Below are 18,099 nucleotides of genomic sequence, written 5' to 3' on the forward strand. Positions count from 1 at the left end.
CTTGCCTGCCCGAGGCTTACCACCATTTACCGGGCTTGGCCACAAACCCGGCGGCGCTTTCCAAAGCATAGGCGGTGTTGAGCAGATCACCTTCATCCCACGGACGACCAATCAGTTGCAGCCCCAGAGGCAGGCCCTGAGCGTCCAGCCCCGCCGGTACCGAAATTCCTGGCAGGCCTGCAAGATTGACGGTCACGGTGAACACGTCGTTCAGATACATCTGAACCGGGTCCGCTTCGGTCATTTCACCCAAGCCAAAGGACGCAGAAGGTGTTGCGGGGGTCAGGATGGCGTCCACTCCTGTCGCGAACACATCTTCAAAGTCTTTCTTGATCAGAGTCCGCACCCGGCGCGCACGGTTATAATAAGCATCATAGAAGCCTGCCGACAGCACGTAGGTGCCGATCATAACGCGGCGCTGGACTTCGTGGCCGAACCCTTCAGCGCGTGTCTTTTCGTACATCTCAGTTATGCCATCGCCCTGCGCCAGCTGGGCGCGGCGACCGTAGCGCACACCGTCATAGCGGGCGAGGTTCGAGGACGCTTCGGCCGGAGCAATCACATAGTACGCAGGCAGGGCGTATTTCGTGTGCGGCAGCGAGATGTCGACGATCTCAGCGCCAGCAGCTTTCAGCATCTCGGCACCATCGGACCAGAGCTTTTCGATCTCGGCGGGCATACCATCCATGCGGTACTCTTTCGGGATTCCGATCTTCTTGCCTTTAATATCGCCGGTCAGCATTGCCTCGAAGTTTGGAACAGCCAGTTCAGTGCTGGTCGAATCCTTGGGATCGTGCCCACACATGGCTTCGAGCATGATGGCCGCGTCGCGCACGTTCTTGGTCATCGGACCGGCCTGATCCAGAGAAGACGCAAACGCGACGATGCCCCAGCGCGAGCAGCGGCCATAGGTCGGCTTGATGCCGGTAATGCCGGTAAATGCAGCCGGTTGACGGATCGAGCCGCCGGTATCGGTGCCGGTTGCGGCAAGGCATAGATCAGCGGACACTGCAGAAGCCGATCCGCCCGACGAACCGCCCGGCGTCAGTTGAGCATCGTCATTACCGCGCCGCCAAGGGCTGACAGCATTGCCGTAGACCGAGGTCTCGTTGCTGCTCCCCATGGCGAATTCGTCCATGTTCAGCTTGCCCAGCATCACTGCGCCTGCATCGGCCAGTTGCTGAGACACTGTGGATTCATATTCCGGCTTGAAGCCTTCCAGAATCTTTGAAGCGGCTTGCGACGGCACGCCCTTAGTGCAGAACAAATCCTTGATGCCGATCGGCAGACCACACATCGACGGCGCCTCGCCGCCCTTAATCCGAATGTCCGCAGCTTTGGCGCGTTCCAATGCGATCTCGGGCGTTTTGTGGACAAAGGCGTTCAGTGCGTCGGCTTCATCAATCGCCTTCAGACAGGACTCGGTCAGTTCGACCGATGTCACATCGCCCTTGCGCAGCGCATCTCGGGCCTCGGCCAGGCCCAGTTTGTTCAGATCGCTCATGTCTTACTCCACCACTTTGGGGACTGCGAAAAACCCTTCGCGGGCGTCGGGCGCGTTGGCCAGAACCTTGTCCTGCTGGTTGCCGTCAGTGACCACATCCTCACGCCGCTTCAGGCGCATGGGTTCGACCGAGACCATCGGCTCGACGCCTTCAACATCGACTTCGTTCAGTTGCTCGATGAACCCAAGTATGGTGTTAAACTCGGATGCCAGCGCCGGTAGCGCGTCATCCTCGACCTTGATCCGGGCCAGTTTGGCCACCTTGGCGGCGGTGCTTTGGTCAATCGACATCGGCTTCCCTCATATGCGTTAGGGGGCATTTACCCGTCTGCTGCAACAGCTGCAAGACCGCTGCGCGACTGTCTTGCTCTGCCCGGTTTGGAAATGGCCGGCATTGCCCGAAACCAGGCTTCGCAAAAAATAAACTAAATAGTTCACTTTGCCCCTTGATTTTCTAAACTGAACTGTTCATTTCAAGTATTGCAAAACAATGCAAACCGGAGAGTGAACATGAAAACCTTCATCGCAGCCGTTACTCTGTCCGTCGTCGCCCTGAGCACCCCGGCATATGCCTTTGGCACAACCAACACTTTGATCCCGGATCTTACTTTTCCCGACCAGACCCCTGGAACACCGACGAAAAACCGATCCCCCCTGGACAAGTAAACTTGTCCTTCATCCGGGTCGGGTCCCCCCCTCCCCGACCCGGAATTTCTGCAATTGAGTGCTGCACTTGCCCTTGCAAGCCGCTAGGATGAACTCACCAGTCTCGCCCAAAGTGGGCTAGCCAGTGGAGCAGGACATGAGCACACATAAGCAAACGGTATTGGACGCAATCGACGCAGCCAACGTACAGGACCCCAATCAGGAAGACGGTCAACCAGAGGCCCTGCTCTACGGTCAAAGAATGAGCGCTGAACTGAACCGTCTTTTTCCTGATGCCTCGGAGGAACTGCAAATCGCTGCGCGCGCGCAACATGTTGAGCGGTGGAAATTAAAGCGCACCGAATACCCGGAAGGACGCGCGGGGTATCTGGCCTGGCGCAAAGCACAGGGTGTCTATCACGCAGAAGTTGCCATGGGCCTGATGAAACAGACGGGTTATGGCGAAAATCAGATCGATGCTGTCGGACGCATGTTGCGCAAGCAAGGGATCAAGCGAGACCCTGACGTTCAAGCGTTGGAGGACGTGATCTGCTTCGTCTTCCTGAAATGGTATTTCCAACCATTCGCCGAAAAACACTCCGCTGAAAAAATTCAGCGCATCGTGGAAAAGACAGCCCTCAAAATGTCTGATGAAGGCCGTTCGCGAGTTTTGAGGGAATTCGACCTGCCTGATCCCTTGGCAGCAGCTTTTCAGTCTTAAAATCCGGGCGTGGTGTCTTAAGGGGAGTTTTGATGGACGATCTGCAGCTTTTATTGGACTTGCATTTAGGCGGCGCCCGTCAAGGCCCGGGCAACGCGGCTACGACTCGGCGCGCAATGGATCTTGCCGGGCTTACAGATCAGAGAAACCTCAGAATCGCCGATATCGGTTGCGGCACCGGCGCGGCAAGCCTGATTCTCGCAAAGGATTTGGACGCCGAGATTCTGGCCGTGGATTTCCTGCCCGATTTCCTGGCTGAACTGGAGAACCGGGCAGCTGCTGCGGGCGTTGCCCATCGCATCCGAACACTTGCCATCTCGATGGAGGCGCTGCCGTTTCAGGACGCCGAGTTGGACGTGATCTGGTCCGAGGGGGCTATCTACAACATAGGATTTGAAACCGGGATTCAGGCCTGGCGACAGTTCCTGAAGCCGGGTGGCGTTCTAGCCGTGTCTGAGTTGACCTGGCTTACGCAGAATCGGCCGGACGAACTGACTGAGCACTGGCACCGCGAATATCCCGAGGTTGCCCTTGCCTCGACAAAGATCGCGCAGCTCGAGGCAAATGGGTATGCGTTGCTGGGGTATTTCCCACTTTCGACAGACTGTTGGCTAGACACGTATTACCGCCCAATGCAGCAAAGATTCAGTAAATTTCTGGAGCGGCACGGACATTCGGATCAGGCGCGTGCTTTGGTCGAGGCGGAACAGGCCGAGATCTCTCTCTATGAGCGGTATGCGAACTATGTCAGCTATGGATTTTATATTGCTCGGAAGCTGCCGGATTGATCGTGTGAGTTGATCAGGGCTCTGCGATAGACTTCGATCATCCAGCCCAACATGACGGCGTTTAGAATGTGCCACATAAAATGCGTCCCCAAGGGGAACCGCCCACATATCGGCGCGTCCAGTGCACGAAACGTGATTGAGATAATCAAGATTACCGCCCCGATCATCAGCCCTCGCGCAACCTGCGGTTCACGACGGCGCAACAGCAAGGAATAGACCAGAATCAACAGGGGCACAGATGCATATCCAGCCGAGCTACCAAGCCCGGGAATCAGCTGAAAAACCGGTACGGTCAAAGCCGCGTAGGGAAAAAACAACAAGGTAAGGCCCAGTGATGGCCATTTGCCCAGCCCCCAGACGTCTCGGTTCACGCCAAAAATATAGACAAGAATGAACAACAGGATGGGCGTGGTATCCGCTATCGCCGCCCAGACCTGGGCGTGAGTGTGGAACAGGTAACTGCCGACCCCAATGATCGCGAGAACCATCACCAGCAGATAGGCCAGAGGCGCCTTCTGCCCGCGCAACCTTTGCCACATGACAAACGCAGCGATCAGGAATGCAGCGTTTGTCACCGCATTGATCGGTTCAGCCCAATAGGCGGGCGACACCCGTTCGCAATAGCTGTCAATTTGACGTGTCCAGTCCATAGATTTTTACATAACGGATGCTAGGCTGTGTCCAAGCCCATTTTGGAGGAATTGTTCATGAATATCATTTGGCTGGGCCACGGCAGCTTTCGTATCGAAACCGGAGATCAGGTTCTGCTGATTGACCCATGGCTGACCGGCAACCCGGTCCTGCCGGAAACTCAGCACGACGCAGCCGTCGAAGGCGCGACGCATATCCTGTTGACCCACACCCATTTCGATCACGTGGTTGACGTTCTGCCGCTGGCCAAACATTTGGGTGTGCCCGTCGTCGGGCAATATGACCTTATGGGGTATTGGGCCGAATCCGAAGGTATCGAGACTGTTGGCTTCAATAAAGGCGGGACTGTGAACCTGAACGGAGTGAAAGTCAGCATGGTGCCTGCCTCTCACAGCTCGACCTTTTCCACGCCTGATGGGCTGCGGACCGGTGGAACCGAGGTCGGCTTCATGATCAGTTCTGAAGGGCGCGTGGTCTATGTCTCGGGCGATACCGACATCATGGCGGATATGGAATGGATGGGTGATTATTACCAACCCGATATCGGCATCCTGTCTGCAGGCGGTCATTTCACCATGGATATGAAGGGCGCGACCTATGCGGCAAAACGCTACTTTAATTTCAAGACCGTAATCCCCTGCCACCACAAGACTTTTCCAATCCTCGAACAATCGGCTCAGGCGCTTGCAGACGGGCTGCCCGGTGTTGATGTCATCGACCCGGAAGTCATGAAAACCATCACGCTTTAACCGGGAATGCCAGCCCGGCGGAGGCTAACGCCGAGATGCGAAAAAGGTTTTCAACAGCTCGGCAGCCTCATCTTCGCCGATGCCGTCGTAAACCTCGGGTGAGTGGTGGGCCTGCGGATGGGAAAACACCCGCGCGCCGTGGGTCACGCCACCTGATTTAGGGTCAGGCGCGCCGTAATACACCCGTGTTACACGCGCCGCCGCCATGGCCGCCGCGCACATGGCGCACGGTTCGAGTGTGACATACAGATCATGACCCGGCAGCCGCTCGGACCCGGCGGCCGCACACGCGGCACGCAACGCCAAAATCTCGGCGTGGGCCGTAGGGTCGCTCAACTCGCGCGTCCGGTTGCCCGCCGCTGCCACAACGCTGCCATCCGGGGCGACAATCACCGCACCTACAGGCACTTCGCCCCGATCCGCCGCGGCGCGCGCCTCGTCCAACGCCTGTTTCATATGCGATTTGAAGGTCATGCCCCTGACTGCCTCAGAAACCTGCCTTTCGCAAGTCGCGCAGATGGGTTATGGCCGGGGGATGAGCAACACCCCTCCTCCCGGCGACCGGATCGCCAAAGTACTGGCCCGCGCCGGTGTCGCCTCGCGTCGCGAGGCAGAACGCATGATCGAAGCCGGTCGTGTGACCGTGAATGGCAAGGCGATCGACAGCCCTGCGCTGAACGTGACAGCCAAAGACAGGATTACCGTGGACGGCAAGCCCGTTTCGGAACCCGAACCATCGCGCCTTTGGCTGTATTACAAACCCACGGGGCTGGTGACGACCGCACGCGACGAAAAGGGGCGCGCGACGATTTTCGACAAGCTGCCAGATGACATGCCCCGCGTCATGAGCGTCGGGCGGCTGGATCTCAATTCTGAAGGGTTGCTGCTGCTGACCAATGACGGCGGCATCAAACGCAAGCTTGAGCTACCCGCGACGGGGTGGCTGCGAAAATACCGCGTGCGTGTCAATGGCCGCCCCAAGGACGAAGACTTTGAACCGCTGCGCAAAGGACTGGTCATCGAAGGAGAACGGTTTCAACCCATGACGGTTACGCTGGACCGCCAACAGGGTGCAAACGCCTGGTTGACCATCGGGTTACGTGAGGGAAAAAACCGCGAGATCCGGCGCGCGATCGAAGATATCGGCTATGTGGTAAACCGGCTGTTGCGCGTCTCGTACGGGCCATTCCAACTGGGCAGTCTGAAACCGGGCGAAGTCGAAGAAATCCGCCGCCGTGTTCTGCGTGACCAACTTGGGCTTGAGGGCGAGGCCAAACCAGAACCTAACACCAAACGCCCTGCACGACCGCAAAGAAAGCGACCGCCCGTCGGCAAGAAACCTCGCAAGTGACACAAGTTACATTACCTTCCCCCTAGCGCAAAGACCTGACATCCCCTAAATTTTCACTGGAAGGCTTAGTGGGGGAAACAACTTGTCTGGTACCGGAGTGCAAAAACTGGCCTACGCAGTGCTTCTGGCGTTGCTGTTCGGTGTCTGCACCGGCCTGCTAGGGGGCCTGTAGAGCCATGGCTAAGCGATATGGCGGAAAATTCAGCCCCGATGGCGAGCCCGATCGCGACGATCCACGTCCACGCGGTCAGTTCGACGGCGCACGTGTAGAACCCGCTGGAGCCCGGGCTAATTTGCTGTTCCTGCCCGCGATCCCTCTGGTCTTTCTGTCCCTGAATGATGGTGCCATTGGCATGACGATGGGTCTGGTCGCGGCCGGGCTACTTACGGCCGCCGCGTTCCTGTTGCGAGAAGGCCTTCGCGCCGAGGCTGCATACAACGCGCGCCGCACGGCCCGCCGCCCCGCATTTCCGCGCAAGATTTTTGCCAGTGTTCTGACCGGCCTTGGCGCTGCTTTAGCGGCCTACCGGACCGAGTTTCTGGATACTGAAACCGCCACGCAGGCCAGCCTTCTTGCTCCTGTTTTGTTCGGTATTGCAGCTACAGTTCTGCATTCGGTGTCCTTTGGGCTCGATCCGTTGAAAGACAAAGGGATGGAAGGTGTCGATACCTTTCAGCAAGATCGCGTGGCCCGGGTTGTCGAGGATGCGGAAACGCATCTGACTGAAATGACCGACGCCATCAAGCGAGCTGGCGACCGCAAGATCGAGGCGCGGGTCGAACGGTTTCAGGACACTGCCCGTGATCTGTTCCGCACGGTCGAGGAAGACCCGCGCGATCTGGCCGGAGCCCGAAAATACCTGACGGTTTATTTGCAAGGTGCACGCGATGCTACGATCAAGTTCGCCGATGTTTACGCGCGTACGCGCGATGCACAGGCGTTGGCGGATTTCTCGGCGCTTCTGGATGATCTGGAACAGAATTTTGCCGCGCGTACCCGTAAGATGCTGCTGGATGACCGCAGCGATTTGACAGTGGAAATTGATGTGCTGCGCGAAAGGCTGCAGCGCGAAGGCGTCCGGTTGGACTGACCGGCCATTTTTGAGCGAGGATTATCCCCATGTCCGATACCATCAAGAACAAAGCGGTCGAGGCCGAAACTCTGGTTCGGGAGATCACTGCCGTCACCCTGCCCGACCCACAGGCCGAAGTTGTCCCGCTGGAAGAAGCAGAAGAACCCGTCGGCGCCGAAATCCGCAAGCGGATGAACGAGATCGACATGGACAACACCAACTCGATCGTATCCTTCGGATCATCCGCGCAGGCTGAACTGCAAGAGATCAGCCAGGCCATGCTGGCCGATGTGCGCAACAAGGACGTTGGCCCTGCGGGCGACAGTCTGCGCAACATCGTCACGACAATCCGCGGATTTTCGGTCAGTGAACTGGACGTGCGGCGCGAACGCAGCTGGTGGGAAAAACTGCTTGGAAAAGCCGCGCCTTTCGCCAAGTTCACGGCGCAATATGAAGAGGTGCAAAACCAGATCGACCGCATCACCGACGATTTGCTGGGGCACGAGCACACGCTGTTGAAAGACATCAAATCGCTCGACATGCTCTATGAGAAGACATTGGAATTTTACGACGAGCTTGCCCTTTATATTGCAGCGGGCGAGGAAAAGCTGACTGAATTGGACAGCCAGGAAATCCCTGAAAAAGAAGCTGAGGTTCAGGCCGCACCCGAGGATCATCAGGTCATGAAAGCGCAGGAGCTGCGCGATCTGCGTGCAGCGCGCGACGACCTAGAGCGCCGTGTGCATGACCTGAAGCTGACGCGTCAGGTCACAATGCAATCACTGCCGTCCATTCGGCTGGTTCAGGAAAACGACAAATCGCTGGTGACCAAGATCAATTCCACTTTGGTCAACACGGTGCCACTGTGGGAAACGCAACTGGCACAGGCCGTGACCATCCAGCGCAGCGCCGAAGCCGCCGCGGCTGTGCGCGGTGCCAATGATCTGACCAACGAACTGCTGACCTCGAACGCAGCCAATCTGCGTCAGTCAAACAAGATGATCCGGGAAGAGATGGAGCGCGGTGTATTCGATATCGAAGCCGTCAAACAAGCCAATGCGGATCTGATTGGTACTATCAATGAAAGCCTGGCTATTGCGGATGAAGGCAAGGCCAAACGCGCCGCCGCCGAGGTGGAACTGAAGAATATGGAGGCCGAACTGCGCGATACTCTGGCCGCCGCAAAGGCTAGGCGAGACGGAATCGGCGACAATGCCGGAACGGCTGTTTCGGGCTAAAGGCGGGCTGGGCGTGGCGCCAATTGGACATCTGAAACTAGCACTGGTGTTGACGTCATTGCTGGCGCTTGCCAATTGTGATGAAACGTTGACGAACTCAGTCGCCTTGCAGGTTCCGCCTTTACAGCCGGAACCTGCGGCAAATGCCTATGTCCCGCCGTCAGCCGCAAGCCAGGATCTGGCCCGATTTTATGACCGCGTCGAGCGCGATCTTCTGACGCGCGGGCTATTGCGCACGGATGGCGGTGGCCCGGACACGCCCTATGATGCCGACGATTTGGCCCGAAATTTCGAAGCCATCGCTTTCTACAGTGAATATCCCGATCACGCGATCTCGATCGGGTCGCGTCAGACCGACGGGCAGCTTAGCCGCTGGGCGGGGCCAGTGCGTATTCAAACCGAGTTTGGCCCTTCGGTTGCGCCGGATGTGCGAACACAGGATACGACCAAAGTCGATGCCTTCGTCAATCGCTTAGCCAAGCTGACAGACCATTCCGTAACGACGGTAAGCCGCAAGGCGAACTTTCATGTCTTTTTCGCCGGCAAAGACGACAGCAGTTACGTGGTTTCACGCCTAAAAGAACTGATCCCGAATATCAGCCAGTCTTCTTTGGATCTGGTTGCAAACCCGCGTGCAAATTTCGACTGTTTTGTCTTTGCTTCTGCAACCCGCGCTGCACCGCATAAATACGTGCGTGCCGTGACCCTGATCCGGGCTGAACTGCCCGATCTAGTCAGGCTCAGCTGCATTCACGAAGAGATTGCACAGGGACTGGGCTTGTCGAATGACAGCCCTGCCGCGCGACCGTCGATCTTCAACGACGATGACGAGTTCGCATTGCTGACAAGCCATGACGAGAAATTGCTGACGATGCTTTATGATCCGCGCCTTGAACCCGGTGTGACGGTCGAAGACGCCCGGCCCGTGGTACGGATCATCGCTCGCGAATTGATGGGTCAGTCACTCTGACCCCTAGGACAGGAGAACCCAAATGGGAATTTTCGATTTTCTGACCGGAGAGTTCATTGATGTCATTCATTGGGTGGATGACACCCGCGACACCATGGTCTGGCGGTTCGAGCGCGAGGGCCACGAGATCAAATACGGCGCCAAGCTGACAGTCCGCGAAGGACAGGCTGCCGTGTTCGTGCATGAAGGCCAGCTGGCCGATGTGTTCACCCCGGGTCTCTATATGCTCGAGACCAATAACATGCCGATTTTGACGACGCTGCAGCATTGGGACCACGGGTTTCAGTCGCCGTTCAAATCCGAAATTTACTTTGTCAACACCACCCGATTCAACAACCTGAAATGGGGAACGAAAAACCCGATCATGCTGCGGGATCCCGAGTTCGGTCCCACCAGAATTCGGGCTTTTGGCACCTATACGGTGCGTGTCAAGGATCCGGCAAAATTCCTGGTCGAAATCGTCGGCACCGATGGCGAATTCACCATGGACGAGATCAGCTTTCAGATCCGCAACATTATCGTGCAGGAATTCAGTCGGGTCATCGCTGGATCGGGTATTCCAGTTCTGGACATGGCCGCAAACACCGCCGATCTGGGTAAACTGATCGCCGCCGAGGTTTCTCCGGTTCTTGAAGGATACGGTCTGGAGATGCCTGAATTCTACATAGAAAACATCTCGTTGCCGCCCGCGGTTGAGGCGGCGCTGGACAAGCGGACCTCAATGGGGCTTGCGGGTGACCTGGGTAAATTTACCCAGTATTCGGCTGCCGAAGCGATGACCGCTGCCGCGACCAACCCTAGCCAGGGCGGTGGCATGGGCGCAGGTCTTGGAATGGGTATGGGAATGGCCATGGCACAGCAGATGTCCAACATGGCAGCGGGTCAACCCTCGGGGCCATGGGGTGGTTCCGCCCCCGCTGCCCCGCAACCGCCTGCGCAAGTGGCACCGCCGCCCCCTCCGCCTGTCGAACATGTCTGGCACATTGCAATGGATGGTCAAACCAGCGGTCCATTTTCGAAAGCCAAGATGGGGCGCATGGCGACAGAGGGTGAAATCACGCGCGACACACATGTCTGGACTGCCGGACAGGACGGTTGGAAAAAAGCCGGAGATGTGCAGGAGCTGGCTCAGCTGTTCACGATCCTGCCACCGCCACCGCCCGGAGCCTGAATGCAACCACTTCGAGATCGGCAAACTAGGTAGGCCAGGCAATGACCACAGATGAACATCGCTTTCCTTGCGACCAATGCGGCGCCGATTACAGGTTCGATCCCAGCAAGGGCACGCTGACATGCGACCACTGTGGTCACTCTGAAGCAATCGGTGCCGGCCCGTGGGGTGGCGCCAATCTGCGTGAACTGGATTTCGACGCTGCCATCGCTGACAAGTTACCGGAAGCGGAAATCGAGGAAACCCGCGTTCTGTCCTGCCCAAACTGTGCTGCTCAGGTCGAGTTCGATCCGAATACACATGCCGCCGAATGTCCGTTCTGCGCCACTCCCGTCGTGACAGACACGGGCGTCAGCCGCCATATCAAGCCACGCGGAGTGTTGCCCTTTGCCTTGGATGAAAGGGCTGCACATAAAGCGATGGGCGACTGGCTGGGGCGGCTGTGGTTCGCGCCGAACGGGTTGAAGGACTACGCGCGCAAAGGGCGCAAGATGCAGGGGATCTACGTACCCTATTGGACTTTTGACGCCGACACCAAATCCAGTTATCGCGGCGAACGCGGCGTGGTTTATTATGAAACGCGCACCGTTATGCGCGATGGCAAACGTGTTCAGCAACAGGTCGCCAAAGTGCGCTGGACACCGAAATCGGGACGCGTTGCGCGTTTTTTCGACGATGTGCTTGTTCTGGCCTCTCGCTCGCTGCCGAAATCTTACACCGATGCACTAGAGCCCTGGGACCTGCCCGCGCTGGAACCCTACCAACCTGAATATCTGGCAGGGTTCAGAGCCGAAGCCTATACGATTGAGCTGAAGGAAGGGTTTACCGAGGCGCGCGAGTACATGTCGCGGGTGATCGAGCGCGACGTACGCTTTGATATTGGCGGTGACCGCCAGCGCATCCATGATGTCGACACTGAAGTAAGGGATGTGACGTTCAAACACATCCTTCTGCCTGTCTGGTTGGCGGCCTACAAATACCGTGGTGATACTTATCGGTTTGTGGTGAACGGGCGGACAGGGCGTGTACAGGGGGAACGGCCGTGGTCGGCTATCAAGATCACTATCGCCGTCGTATTGGGCCTGCTAGTCGCGGCAGCAGTCGGCTATCTGATTGCGACAGGCCAACAATAGGCGAGCACTAAATATCTGTAGTAAATCCACTACGCCGGGCCTTGAAACTCGGGTAGTCTGAGGCCATCCTGCGCGTCGTCCGGGTGGGGAGAGGCCGAGTTGACATTGGATGTGCTGAACAACTTGCTCGACAACCGGTACTCGTGCCGCGCATTCCTGCCCGATTCCGTTCCAAAAAAACAAATTGCACAAATTCTGACCAGCGCGACGCAAGTTCCCAGCTGGTGCAATGCGCAGCCGTGGTTTGTCCATGTCACCAGTGGCGCAGAAACGGATAAATTTCGTCAGGCGCTGCAACAAGAAGCGCAATCAGGCGCACCGGCCCCTGACCTGCCATTCCCAAGCTCGTACAGCGGTGTCTATCAAGCTCGCCGCCGCGCCTGTGGCTGGGCACTGTATGAAGCCGTGGGTGTCCAAAAAGGCGATCGCGCGGGCTCGGCCCAGCAGATGATGGAAAACTTCTCACTCTTTGGTGCGCCGCATTGCGCAATCGTCTCCAGCCCGGCCGAGCTGGGATCCTATGGAGCGATGGATTGCGGCGGGTTTGTCACAGCCTTTACGCTGGCGGCACAGGCGTCGGGTATCGCGAGCATTCCGCAAGCAGCCGTGGCATCGTACAGCCCATTCCTGCGGCGCTATTTTGAGATCCCCGAAGATCGGTTGATCTTATGTGCAATATCGTTCGGCTATCCGGACAAGCAACACCCCGCGAACGCGTTTCGAACAGATCGCGCCGGGCTGGACGAAATTGTTCACTGGCACGGCTAAATCTGCCGAATTGCATGATGGGAGAAAGAATTGCGCGCCCTATTACAAAGAGTTTCACGTGCACAGGTGTCGGTCGACGGTGCTATCATCGGGCAAACGGGACCGGGGCTGATGGTCCTTGTCTGCGCCATGCAGGACGACGGTGAGAAACAGGCAAGCAATTTGGCGGCAAAAATCGCCAAGCTGCGGATATTCAAGGACGACGCAGGCAAAATGAACCGATCAATTCTGGACATCGGAGGATCGGCCCTTGTCGTAAGTCAGTTCACGCTTGCGGCGGACACATCTCGCGGGAACCGGCCAGGGTTTTCGAATGCAGCCGCCCCGGAACAAGGCGAATACCTGTACGAGTTTTTTGCGCAGCAGTTAAAGGAACAGGGCATCGCAGTCGAAACAGGCCGCTTCGGCGCCGATATGGCCGTTGAATTGGTCAATGACGGGCCGGTTACAATTTGGGTGGAAAACCAGTGAAACAAACAGAATTGGCTATCAACATCTGGCAAGCCGGGGTCGACGCAGTGGGCGGCTATACGGCAACGCAGAAGGCGCTATCCGATGTCCCTAGGCCCGATCACATTCTAGCGGTGGGTAAACCTGCGGCGTCCATGGCCCGCGCAGCTTTGGATCAATTCGGAGCGGTTCCAACTCTTGTCGTCACAAAAGATGATCACGGTCGTGACTTGCCTGACCATGTAGAAGTGATCGAGGCCTCTCACCCTGTCCCCGATGATCGCAGCCTGAAAGGCGGCGCTGCCTTGCGCAATGTGGTTAAGGAGATGGCACAAGGCTCTCATCTGCTTTTGCTGGTCTCCGGTGGGGCGTCTTCACTGGCCGAGGATTTGATGCCCGGCAAGACTCTGGCAGATTTGGAGCGGCTAAACCGCCAGCTGCTGTCCAGGGGATTGGATATTGGTGCGATGAATGCCGAGCGGCGCAAACTGTCGCGCATCAAAGGGGGCGGATTGCTGTCCCATTTTAAAGGTCAACTGGCGACAGTTCTGGCGATCTCGGATGTTCCGGGCGACGCTTTGGGCATCATCGGGTCGGGCATTGGCGCCCTGCCCGAACACCATGACTTTCAGGCGACAACCAGGATAATTGCATCAAACGCGCATGCGCGCACTGCCGCCGAGGCGGCGGCGTTGGCGGCAGGGCAAAAGGTTCTGAGCAATCAGGAATGCCTCCATGATGACTACCTTCGTGTCGCGTCACAGCTTGGCCCGCGCCTGAGACAGATGGAAAGCGGTACCATGGTTTTTGGTGGAGAACCCACCGTAGTGCTGCCCGAAAGCCCCGGCCGCGGTGGACGCAATCAGGCCCTGGCCCTGGCGCTGGCGCGTGAGATCGCTGGATGCGAAGGGCTTACTGTCGTTGTCGGTGGAACAGACGGAACCGATGGCCCGACACTGGCGGCGGGTGCCGTTGTGAACGGTGATACTTGGCGAGACGACGCTGAACAGTATCTGGCCAGTGCGGACAGCGGCACATTTCTGAATAACGCGGGTGCGCTGCTGATCACAGGCCCAACTGGCACAAACGTCATGGATCTCATTGTCGCAATAAGGAGTTAGATTGGCGCTTTTGCCCTTCTCTAATGCCGCGAAGAGACTGAGAGTGAACAAATGACGCGCATTCTCAATTCTCTCTGCGACATCGAAGATATCCCGGACCTGGGCATACGGCTGTCGGATGGCTGCCGTTTGTCGGCGCGGGTTTGGCGACCAACGGATGCCGTCCAGAATCCTGTCCCGGCCATTCTGGAATACCTGCCCTATCGCAAGCGCGACGGCACTACTGCACGGGACGCGTTAACTCATCCTTGGTTCGCCAAGCGCGGCTATGCCTGCATTCGCGTCGATATGCGTGGGAACGGTGACAGCGAAGGGGTGATGGAGGATGAATATACTCAGCAAGAGCTGGACGATGCCGTCGAGGTGATCCATTGGCTGGCCGATCAGCCTTGGTGCAGCGGTTCGGTCGGTATGATGGGGATCAGTTGGGGTGGCTTTAATGCGCTTCAAGTCGCTGCCCTGCGTCCCGATCCGCTCAAGGCGATTATCACCCTGTGTTCAACCGCGGATCGTTACGCGGACGACATTCACTACAAGGGCGGATGTTTGTTGAATGAAAACCTCGGATGGGGCGCAACGATGCTGTCCTATTCATCGCGTGCACCCGATCCACAGTTGCGTTCTAACTGGCGCGAGTTATGGATCGAACGGTTAGAGAACGAACCTTTCCTGCCGTCGACCTGGCTGCGGCACCAAACTCGTGATGCGTATTGGCGACACGGGTCCATCTGTGAAGATTTTGGCGCAATACAAGCCGCAACTCTCGCGGTTGGTGGGTGGGGCGATGCTTACAAAAACACTGTACCTAGGCTGGTTGAGAATCTGGACGCACCAGTCAAAGGCATCGTTGGGCCATGGGTCCACAAGTATCCTCATTTCGCCGTGCCGGAACCCCGGATCGGATTCCTGCAGGAGGCACTTCGCTGGTGGGATCGCTGGCTCAAAGGGCAGGATACTGGCGTAGTAGATGACCCCGATTTCCGCGCCTACCTTATGGACGGCGTTCGCCCGGCGCGGTGGTACAGTGAAAGGCCCGGGCGCTGGATTACGGAAGCCATAGGGGCAACCTCACACCTGAACAAACTGGACCTTGAATTGAGTGATGCCGGTTTGGGGCGCTCAGGGCCGTTGGACGCCCGCATTCGATCACCCCACCACTGCGGTTTGGAAGGCGGTGAGTACTGCGCCATCTGGCTGGGCCCCGATATGCCAGGGGATCAGCGCGCGGATGACGCCTTGTCAGCATGTTTCGATGGAGACCCGCTAGAGGCCGATCTGGACATCGTGGGCGCCCCGCGCATTCGACTGACTGTCAGCTCCGACAAACCGCAGGCGCAGATGGCCGTTCGCCTGAATCACGTCCATCCCGACGGCGCCTCGACCAGAATCACTTATGGTGTATTGAACCTCAGCCATCGCGACTGCCATGCCGAGCCTTCAGATCTGCGCCCAGGCGAACCGTATGAGGTTGAGCTGGATCTGGACCACATCGCCTACCGGGTTCCCAAGGGGCACTGCCTGCGTGTGGCGATTTCCAGCGCCTATTGGCCCTTGATCTGGCCCTCGCCCGAAACGGCCGAACTGCATCTGACTTCAGGGCAGATTTCCATACCATCTCGAACTTCAGGAACCGACGATGAATGCAACTTTGCCCTGCCAGACGCGGAAGAGCCGCACCAGGCCACCATCCTCCGCGAGGCTTCCAATGCCCGTCGGCTTGAGACTGACATGAACACTGGCACCGTACATCTGATTGTCGAGGATGACTTCGGGAAAACTCAAGACGATCAGCACGGTCTGATCAGTGGCGGTACGGCGTGCGAGACGTGGTCGATTCACCATGATGACCCCCTGTCTGCCCGCGGCGTCTGCGAATGGACACAGGAACTGGAACGTCCGGGCTGCGAATTACGTACGGAAACGCGCTGTGAAATGTTCTCGGATGATAAGAGTTTTTTTCTGATGGCCAGCATAAAAGCGTTTGAAAACGATATCTTGGTCTTTACCAAGGATTTCGATGACACTGTTTCGCGCAATCAAATGTGAAAATCGCACGTTCCAAATCCGGACAATAGGTATTGCCCGGTGGACTGAAATGCGCCAACGTTGACTCATGCGTCAACAAAAAGTCCGCGAAGGGCTGATCCAATCAACTGGGAGATTTTGGATGAACGAACAACTCACTCACATGACCAAACAGGTGACAGCCGGCAAGCTGACTCGTCGCGAGTTCATGGGCAAGGCAGCGGCCTTGGGTGTCTCAGCCGCCATGGCCAGCACCATGTTTGCCGACGCGGCGCGCGCGGCTGGTCCGAAAAAGGGTGGTGATCTGAAACTGGGCCTCTATGGCGGTGAATCCACCAACTCGTTGGACCCGGCGACTTATGCCAGCTCGGTACCCTATATGAATGGCCGCCATTTTGGCGATACGCTGGTTGAGGTTGCGCCCGATGGAACAATCGAACCCCGCCTGGCAGAAAGTGTTGAAGGCAGCGCGGATGCCAAGGTCTGGACATTCAAACTGCGTCAGGGCGTCGAATTCCACAACGGTAAATCCTTGACCAGTGAAGACGTTCTGAAAACCATGGAGCGCCACTCGAACGAAGATTCCAAGTCAGGTGCCCTTGGCATCATGAAGGGAATCGAGTCGATGAAGGCAGACGGTGACACCTTCCAGGTGACCCTGAGCGAAGCAAACGCCGACTTGCCCTATCTGATGTCAGATTATCACCTGGTGATCCAGCCGGACGGCGGCATGGACAACCCGGCAGCCGGTATCAGTACCGGACCCTACCAGGTCGAAGTCGATGAGCCCGGCGTACGCCACCTGTTCACCAAATTCGCGAATTACTGGAATGACGACGCCCATTTCGACACAGTCGAGAACGTTGTGATCAACGATGCAACTGCCCGTACGGCAGCACTGCAGGGTGGGCAAGTTCAGCTGGCAAACCGTATCGAACCCAAGGTCGCTGATCTGCTGGGTCGTGCGCCAAACATTACGGTTCAGTCGACTCCTGGCCGGGGCCACTATGTTTTCATCATGCATTGCGACACAGCGCCGTTCGACAGCAACGAACTGCGGACCGCACTGAAATACGCGGTCAACCGCCAGGAACTGGTGGACAAAGTCCTTCGCGGCTATGGCTCGGTCGGAAACGATATGCCGGTCAACGCAGCTTATCCGTTGTTTGATGAAACCATCGCGCAACGTGAATTCAGCCTCGAGAAAGCAGCAGAGCACTACAAGAAGTCTGGCCACGATGGTTCACCGATCATTCTGCGCGTATCAGATGGTGCCTTCCCCGGTGCCGTGGATGCGGCGGCTCTGTTCCAGCAAACCGCAGCTCAGGCTGGAATCCCGCTGGAAATCAAGCGTGAACCCAATGATGGCTACTGGTCCGAAGTCTGGAATGTGCAGCCCTTCTGCGCGTCCTACTGGGGTGGCCGTCCGGTACAGGATCAGATGTACGCGACTGCCTATCTGTCGACCGCGGACTGGAACGACACCCGGTTCAAGATTCAGGCGTTTGACGATCTGCTGTTCTCGGCTCGTGCCGAGCTGGATCCCGAGAAACGCAAAGGTATCTACAGCCAGATGGGTCAAATGGTCCGCGATCAAGGCGGCCTGATCTGCCCGATGTTCAACAACTTCGTCGATGCATCCAGCAATACGCTGGACGGTTGGGAGACCGATCCGAATGGCGAACTGATGAACGGTCAGGTTTCGCGCAAACTGTGGTTCGTCTGATACGGATCACGGATT

General features: G+C 57.5%; 19 protein-coding genes. 15 read left to right on the forward strand and 4 right to left on the reverse strand.

Features of this window, described 5'->3' with window-relative positions:
* Positions 1-16: 16 nt before the first annotated feature.
* Positions 17-1,504: an Asp-tRNA(Asn)/Glu-tRNA(Gln) amidotransferase subunit GatA gene (gene gatA / locus AC2TCY_RS14925; RefSeq protein ID WP_480848503.1), complete on the reverse strand. Its 1,488-nt coding sequence runs from the start codon at positions 1,502-1,504 to the stop codon at positions 17-19.
* A gap of 3 nt (positions 1,505-1,507) precedes the next feature.
* A complete protein-coding gene (gene gatC / locus AC2TCY_RS14930) occupies positions 1,508-1,795 on the reverse strand; it encodes an Asp-tRNA(Asn)/Glu-tRNA(Gln) amidotransferase subunit GatC (RefSeq protein WP_170325838.1) in 288 nt (95 codons plus the stop codon).
* A gap of 219 nt (positions 1,796-2,014) precedes the next feature.
* Between gatC and AC2TCY_RS14935 the strand changes: the two genes are divergently transcribed.
* From AC2TCY_RS14935 to AC2TCY_RS14945, 3 genes are all read left to right on the forward strand, one after another.
* Positions 2,015-2,170, forward strand: a complete 156-nt coding sequence (locus AC2TCY_RS14935; RefSeq protein ID WP_480848505.1) for a hypothetical protein — start codon at positions 2,015-2,017, stop codon at positions 2,168-2,170.
* Between the two features lie 136 nt (positions 2,171-2,306).
* Positions 2,307-2,870 (forward strand): DUF4202 domain-containing protein, encoded by a 564-nt coding sequence (locus AC2TCY_RS14940; RefSeq protein WP_480848506.1) that lies wholly within the window; start codon positions 2,307-2,309, stop codon positions 2,868-2,870.
* A 32-nt stretch (positions 2,871-2,902) separates the two neighbouring features.
* The gene (locus AC2TCY_RS14945; RefSeq protein WP_480848508.1) at positions 2,903-3,658 is read left to right on the forward strand and encodes a class I SAM-dependent methyltransferase; all 756 of its coding nucleotides are present in this window, start codon (positions 2,903-2,905) and stop codon (positions 3,656-3,658) included.
* Here the strand turns inward: AC2TCY_RS14945 and AC2TCY_RS14950 are convergent.
* On the reverse strand, positions 3,631-4,308 hold the full coding sequence (locus AC2TCY_RS14950) for a ceramidase domain-containing protein (protein WP_480848510.1): 678 nt from the start codon (positions 4,306-4,308) through the stop codon (positions 3,631-3,633). The two genes, AC2TCY_RS14945 and AC2TCY_RS14950, sit on opposite strands and share 28 nt — an antisense overlap.
* A 57-nt stretch (positions 4,309-4,365) precedes the next feature.
* On the opposite strand from AC2TCY_RS14950, the gene AC2TCY_RS14955 reads away from it, so the two are divergent.
* Complete coding sequence (locus AC2TCY_RS14955) at positions 4,366-5,058, forward strand: metal-dependent hydrolase (RefSeq protein ID WP_480848512.1); 693 nt, start codon at positions 4,366-4,368, stop codon at positions 5,056-5,058.
* Positions 5,059-5,082: 24 nt separating this feature from the next.
* Here the strand turns inward: AC2TCY_RS14955 and AC2TCY_RS14960 are convergent, their stop codons facing one another.
* Positions 5,083-5,532, reverse strand: a complete 450-nt coding sequence (locus AC2TCY_RS14960) for a nucleoside deaminase (RefSeq protein WP_480848513.1) — start codon at positions 5,530-5,532, stop codon at positions 5,083-5,085.
* Here AC2TCY_RS14960 and AC2TCY_RS14965 point away from each other — a divergent pair.
* The 11 genes from AC2TCY_RS14965 (at position 5,531) to AC2TCY_RS15015 (ending at position 18,084) form a co-directional block, all read left to right on the forward strand.
* Positions 5,531-6,409: a pseudouridine synthase gene (locus AC2TCY_RS14965; protein WP_480848515.1), complete on the forward strand. Its 879-nt coding sequence runs from the start codon at positions 5,531-5,533 to the stop codon at positions 6,407-6,409. The two genes, AC2TCY_RS14960 and AC2TCY_RS14965, sit on opposite strands and share 2 nt — an antisense overlap.
* A 176-nt stretch (positions 6,410-6,585) precedes the next feature.
* Positions 6,586-7,500 (forward strand): 5-bromo-4-chloroindolyl phosphate hydrolysis family protein, encoded by a 915-nt coding sequence (locus AC2TCY_RS14970; protein WP_480848517.1) that lies wholly within the window; start codon positions 6,586-6,588, stop codon positions 7,498-7,500.
* A gap of 29 nt (positions 7,501-7,529) precedes the next feature.
* Positions 7,530-8,720 carry a toxic anion resistance protein gene (locus AC2TCY_RS14975; protein WP_480848519.1) on the forward strand — a complete coding sequence of 397 codons (1,191 nt, stop codon included), beginning with the start codon at positions 7,530-7,532 and terminating at the stop codon, positions 8,718-8,720.
* Positions 8,695-9,690, forward strand: a complete 996-nt coding sequence (locus tag AC2TCY_RS14980) for a DUF2927 domain-containing protein (RefSeq protein WP_480848521.1) — start codon at positions 8,695-8,697, stop codon at positions 9,688-9,690. The genes AC2TCY_RS14975 and AC2TCY_RS14980 overlap by 26 nt, the downstream gene beginning before the upstream one ends.
* A gap of 22 nt (positions 9,691-9,712) precedes the next feature.
* Positions 9,713-10,861: an SPFH domain-containing protein gene (locus AC2TCY_RS14985; protein ID WP_480848522.1), complete on the forward strand. Its 1,149-nt coding sequence runs from the start codon at positions 9,713-9,715 to the stop codon at positions 10,859-10,861.
* Between the two features lie 41 nt (positions 10,862-10,902).
* Positions 10,903-11,994: a TFIIB-type zinc finger domain-containing protein gene (locus AC2TCY_RS14990; protein WP_480848523.1), complete on the forward strand. Its 1,092-nt coding sequence runs from the start codon at positions 10,903-10,905 to the stop codon at positions 11,992-11,994.
* Between the two features lie 99 nt (positions 11,995-12,093).
* A complete protein-coding gene (locus tag AC2TCY_RS14995) occupies positions 12,094-12,762 on the forward strand; it encodes a nitroreductase (RefSeq protein ID WP_480848525.1) in 669 nt (222 codons plus the stop codon).
* Positions 12,763-12,792: 30 nt separating this feature from the next.
* Entirely contained in the window at positions 12,793-13,233 is a 441-nt protein-coding gene (gene dtd / locus AC2TCY_RS15000) for a D-aminoacyl-tRNA deacylase (protein WP_480848527.1), read from the forward strand.
* Entirely contained in the window at positions 13,230-14,333 is a 1,104-nt protein-coding gene (locus AC2TCY_RS15005) for a glycerate kinase type-2 family protein (protein ID WP_480848529.1), read from the forward strand. Before dtd ends, AC2TCY_RS15005 begins: the two co-directional genes overlap by 4 nt.
* A gap of 51 nt (positions 14,334-14,384) precedes the next feature.
* On the forward strand, positions 14,385-16,379 hold the full coding sequence (locus AC2TCY_RS15010; RefSeq protein WP_480848530.1) for a CocE/NonD family hydrolase: 1,995 nt from the start codon (positions 14,385-14,387) through the stop codon (positions 16,377-16,379).
* 121 nt (positions 16,380-16,500) lie between these two features.
* Positions 16,501-18,084, forward strand: a complete 1,584-nt coding sequence (locus AC2TCY_RS15015) for an ABC transporter substrate-binding protein (protein WP_480848531.1) — start codon at positions 16,501-16,503, stop codon at positions 18,082-18,084.
* Positions 18,085-18,099: the final 15 nt, after the last annotated feature.

Source organism: Ruegeria sp. HKCCD7181 (genome assembly GCF_057221055.1).

Bases quoted from the DNA above. Each gene is read 5' to 3' on its own strand.
- gatC (WP_170325838.1), bottom strand. From the start codon at position 1,795: ATGTCGATTGACCAAAGCACCGCCGCCAAGGTGGCCAAACTGGCCCGG.
- AC2TCY_RS14980 (WP_480848521.1), top strand. From the start codon at position 8,695: ATGCCGGAACGGCTGTTTCGGGCTAAAGGCGGGCTGGGCGTGGCGCCA.
- gatA (WP_480848503.1), bottom strand. From the start codon at position 1,504: ATGAGCGATCTGAACAAACTGGGCCTGGCCGAGGCCCGAGATGCGCTG.
- AC2TCY_RS15010 (WP_480848530.1), top strand. From the start codon at position 14,385: ATGACGCGCATTCTCAATTCTCTCTGCGACATCGAAGATATCCCGGAC.
- AC2TCY_RS14950 (WP_480848510.1), bottom strand. From the start codon at position 4,308: ATGGACTGGACACGTCAAATTGACAGCTATTGCGAACGGGTGTCGCCC.
- AC2TCY_RS14975 (WP_480848519.1), top strand. From the start codon at position 7,530: ATGTCCGATACCATCAAGAACAAAGCGGTCGAGGCCGAAACTCTGGTT.
- AC2TCY_RS14970 (WP_480848517.1), top strand. From the start codon at position 6,586: ATGGCTAAGCGATATGGCGGAAAATTCAGCCCCGATGGCGAGCCCGAT.
- AC2TCY_RS14965 (WP_480848515.1), top strand. From the start codon at position 5,531: ATGCCCCTGACTGCCTCAGAAACCTGCCTTTCGCAAGTCGCGCAGATG.
- AC2TCY_RS14985 (WP_480848522.1), top strand. From the start codon at position 9,713: ATGGGAATTTTCGATTTTCTGACCGGAGAGTTCATTGATGTCATTCAT.
- AC2TCY_RS14955 (WP_480848512.1), top strand. From the start codon at position 4,366: ATGAATATCATTTGGCTGGGCCACGGCAGCTTTCGTATCGAAACCGGA.
- AC2TCY_RS14990 (WP_480848523.1), top strand. From the start codon at position 10,903: ATGACCACAGATGAACATCGCTTTCCTTGCGACCAATGCGGCGCCGAT.
- AC2TCY_RS15015 (WP_480848531.1), top strand. From the start codon at position 16,501: ATGAACGAACAACTCACTCACATGACCAAACAGGTGACAGCCGGCAAG.
- AC2TCY_RS14945 (WP_480848508.1), top strand. From the start codon at position 2,903: ATGGACGATCTGCAGCTTTTATTGGACTTGCATTTAGGCGGCGCCCGT.
- AC2TCY_RS14935 (WP_480848505.1), top strand. From the start codon at position 2,015: ATGAAAACCTTCATCGCAGCCGTTACTCTGTCCGTCGTCGCCCTGAGC.
- AC2TCY_RS14960 (WP_480848513.1), bottom strand. From the start codon at position 5,532: ATGACCTTCAAATCGCATATGAAACAGGCGTTGGACGAGGCGCGCGCC.
- AC2TCY_RS14940 (WP_480848506.1), top strand. From the start codon at position 2,307: ATGAGCACACATAAGCAAACGGTATTGGACGCAATCGACGCAGCCAAC.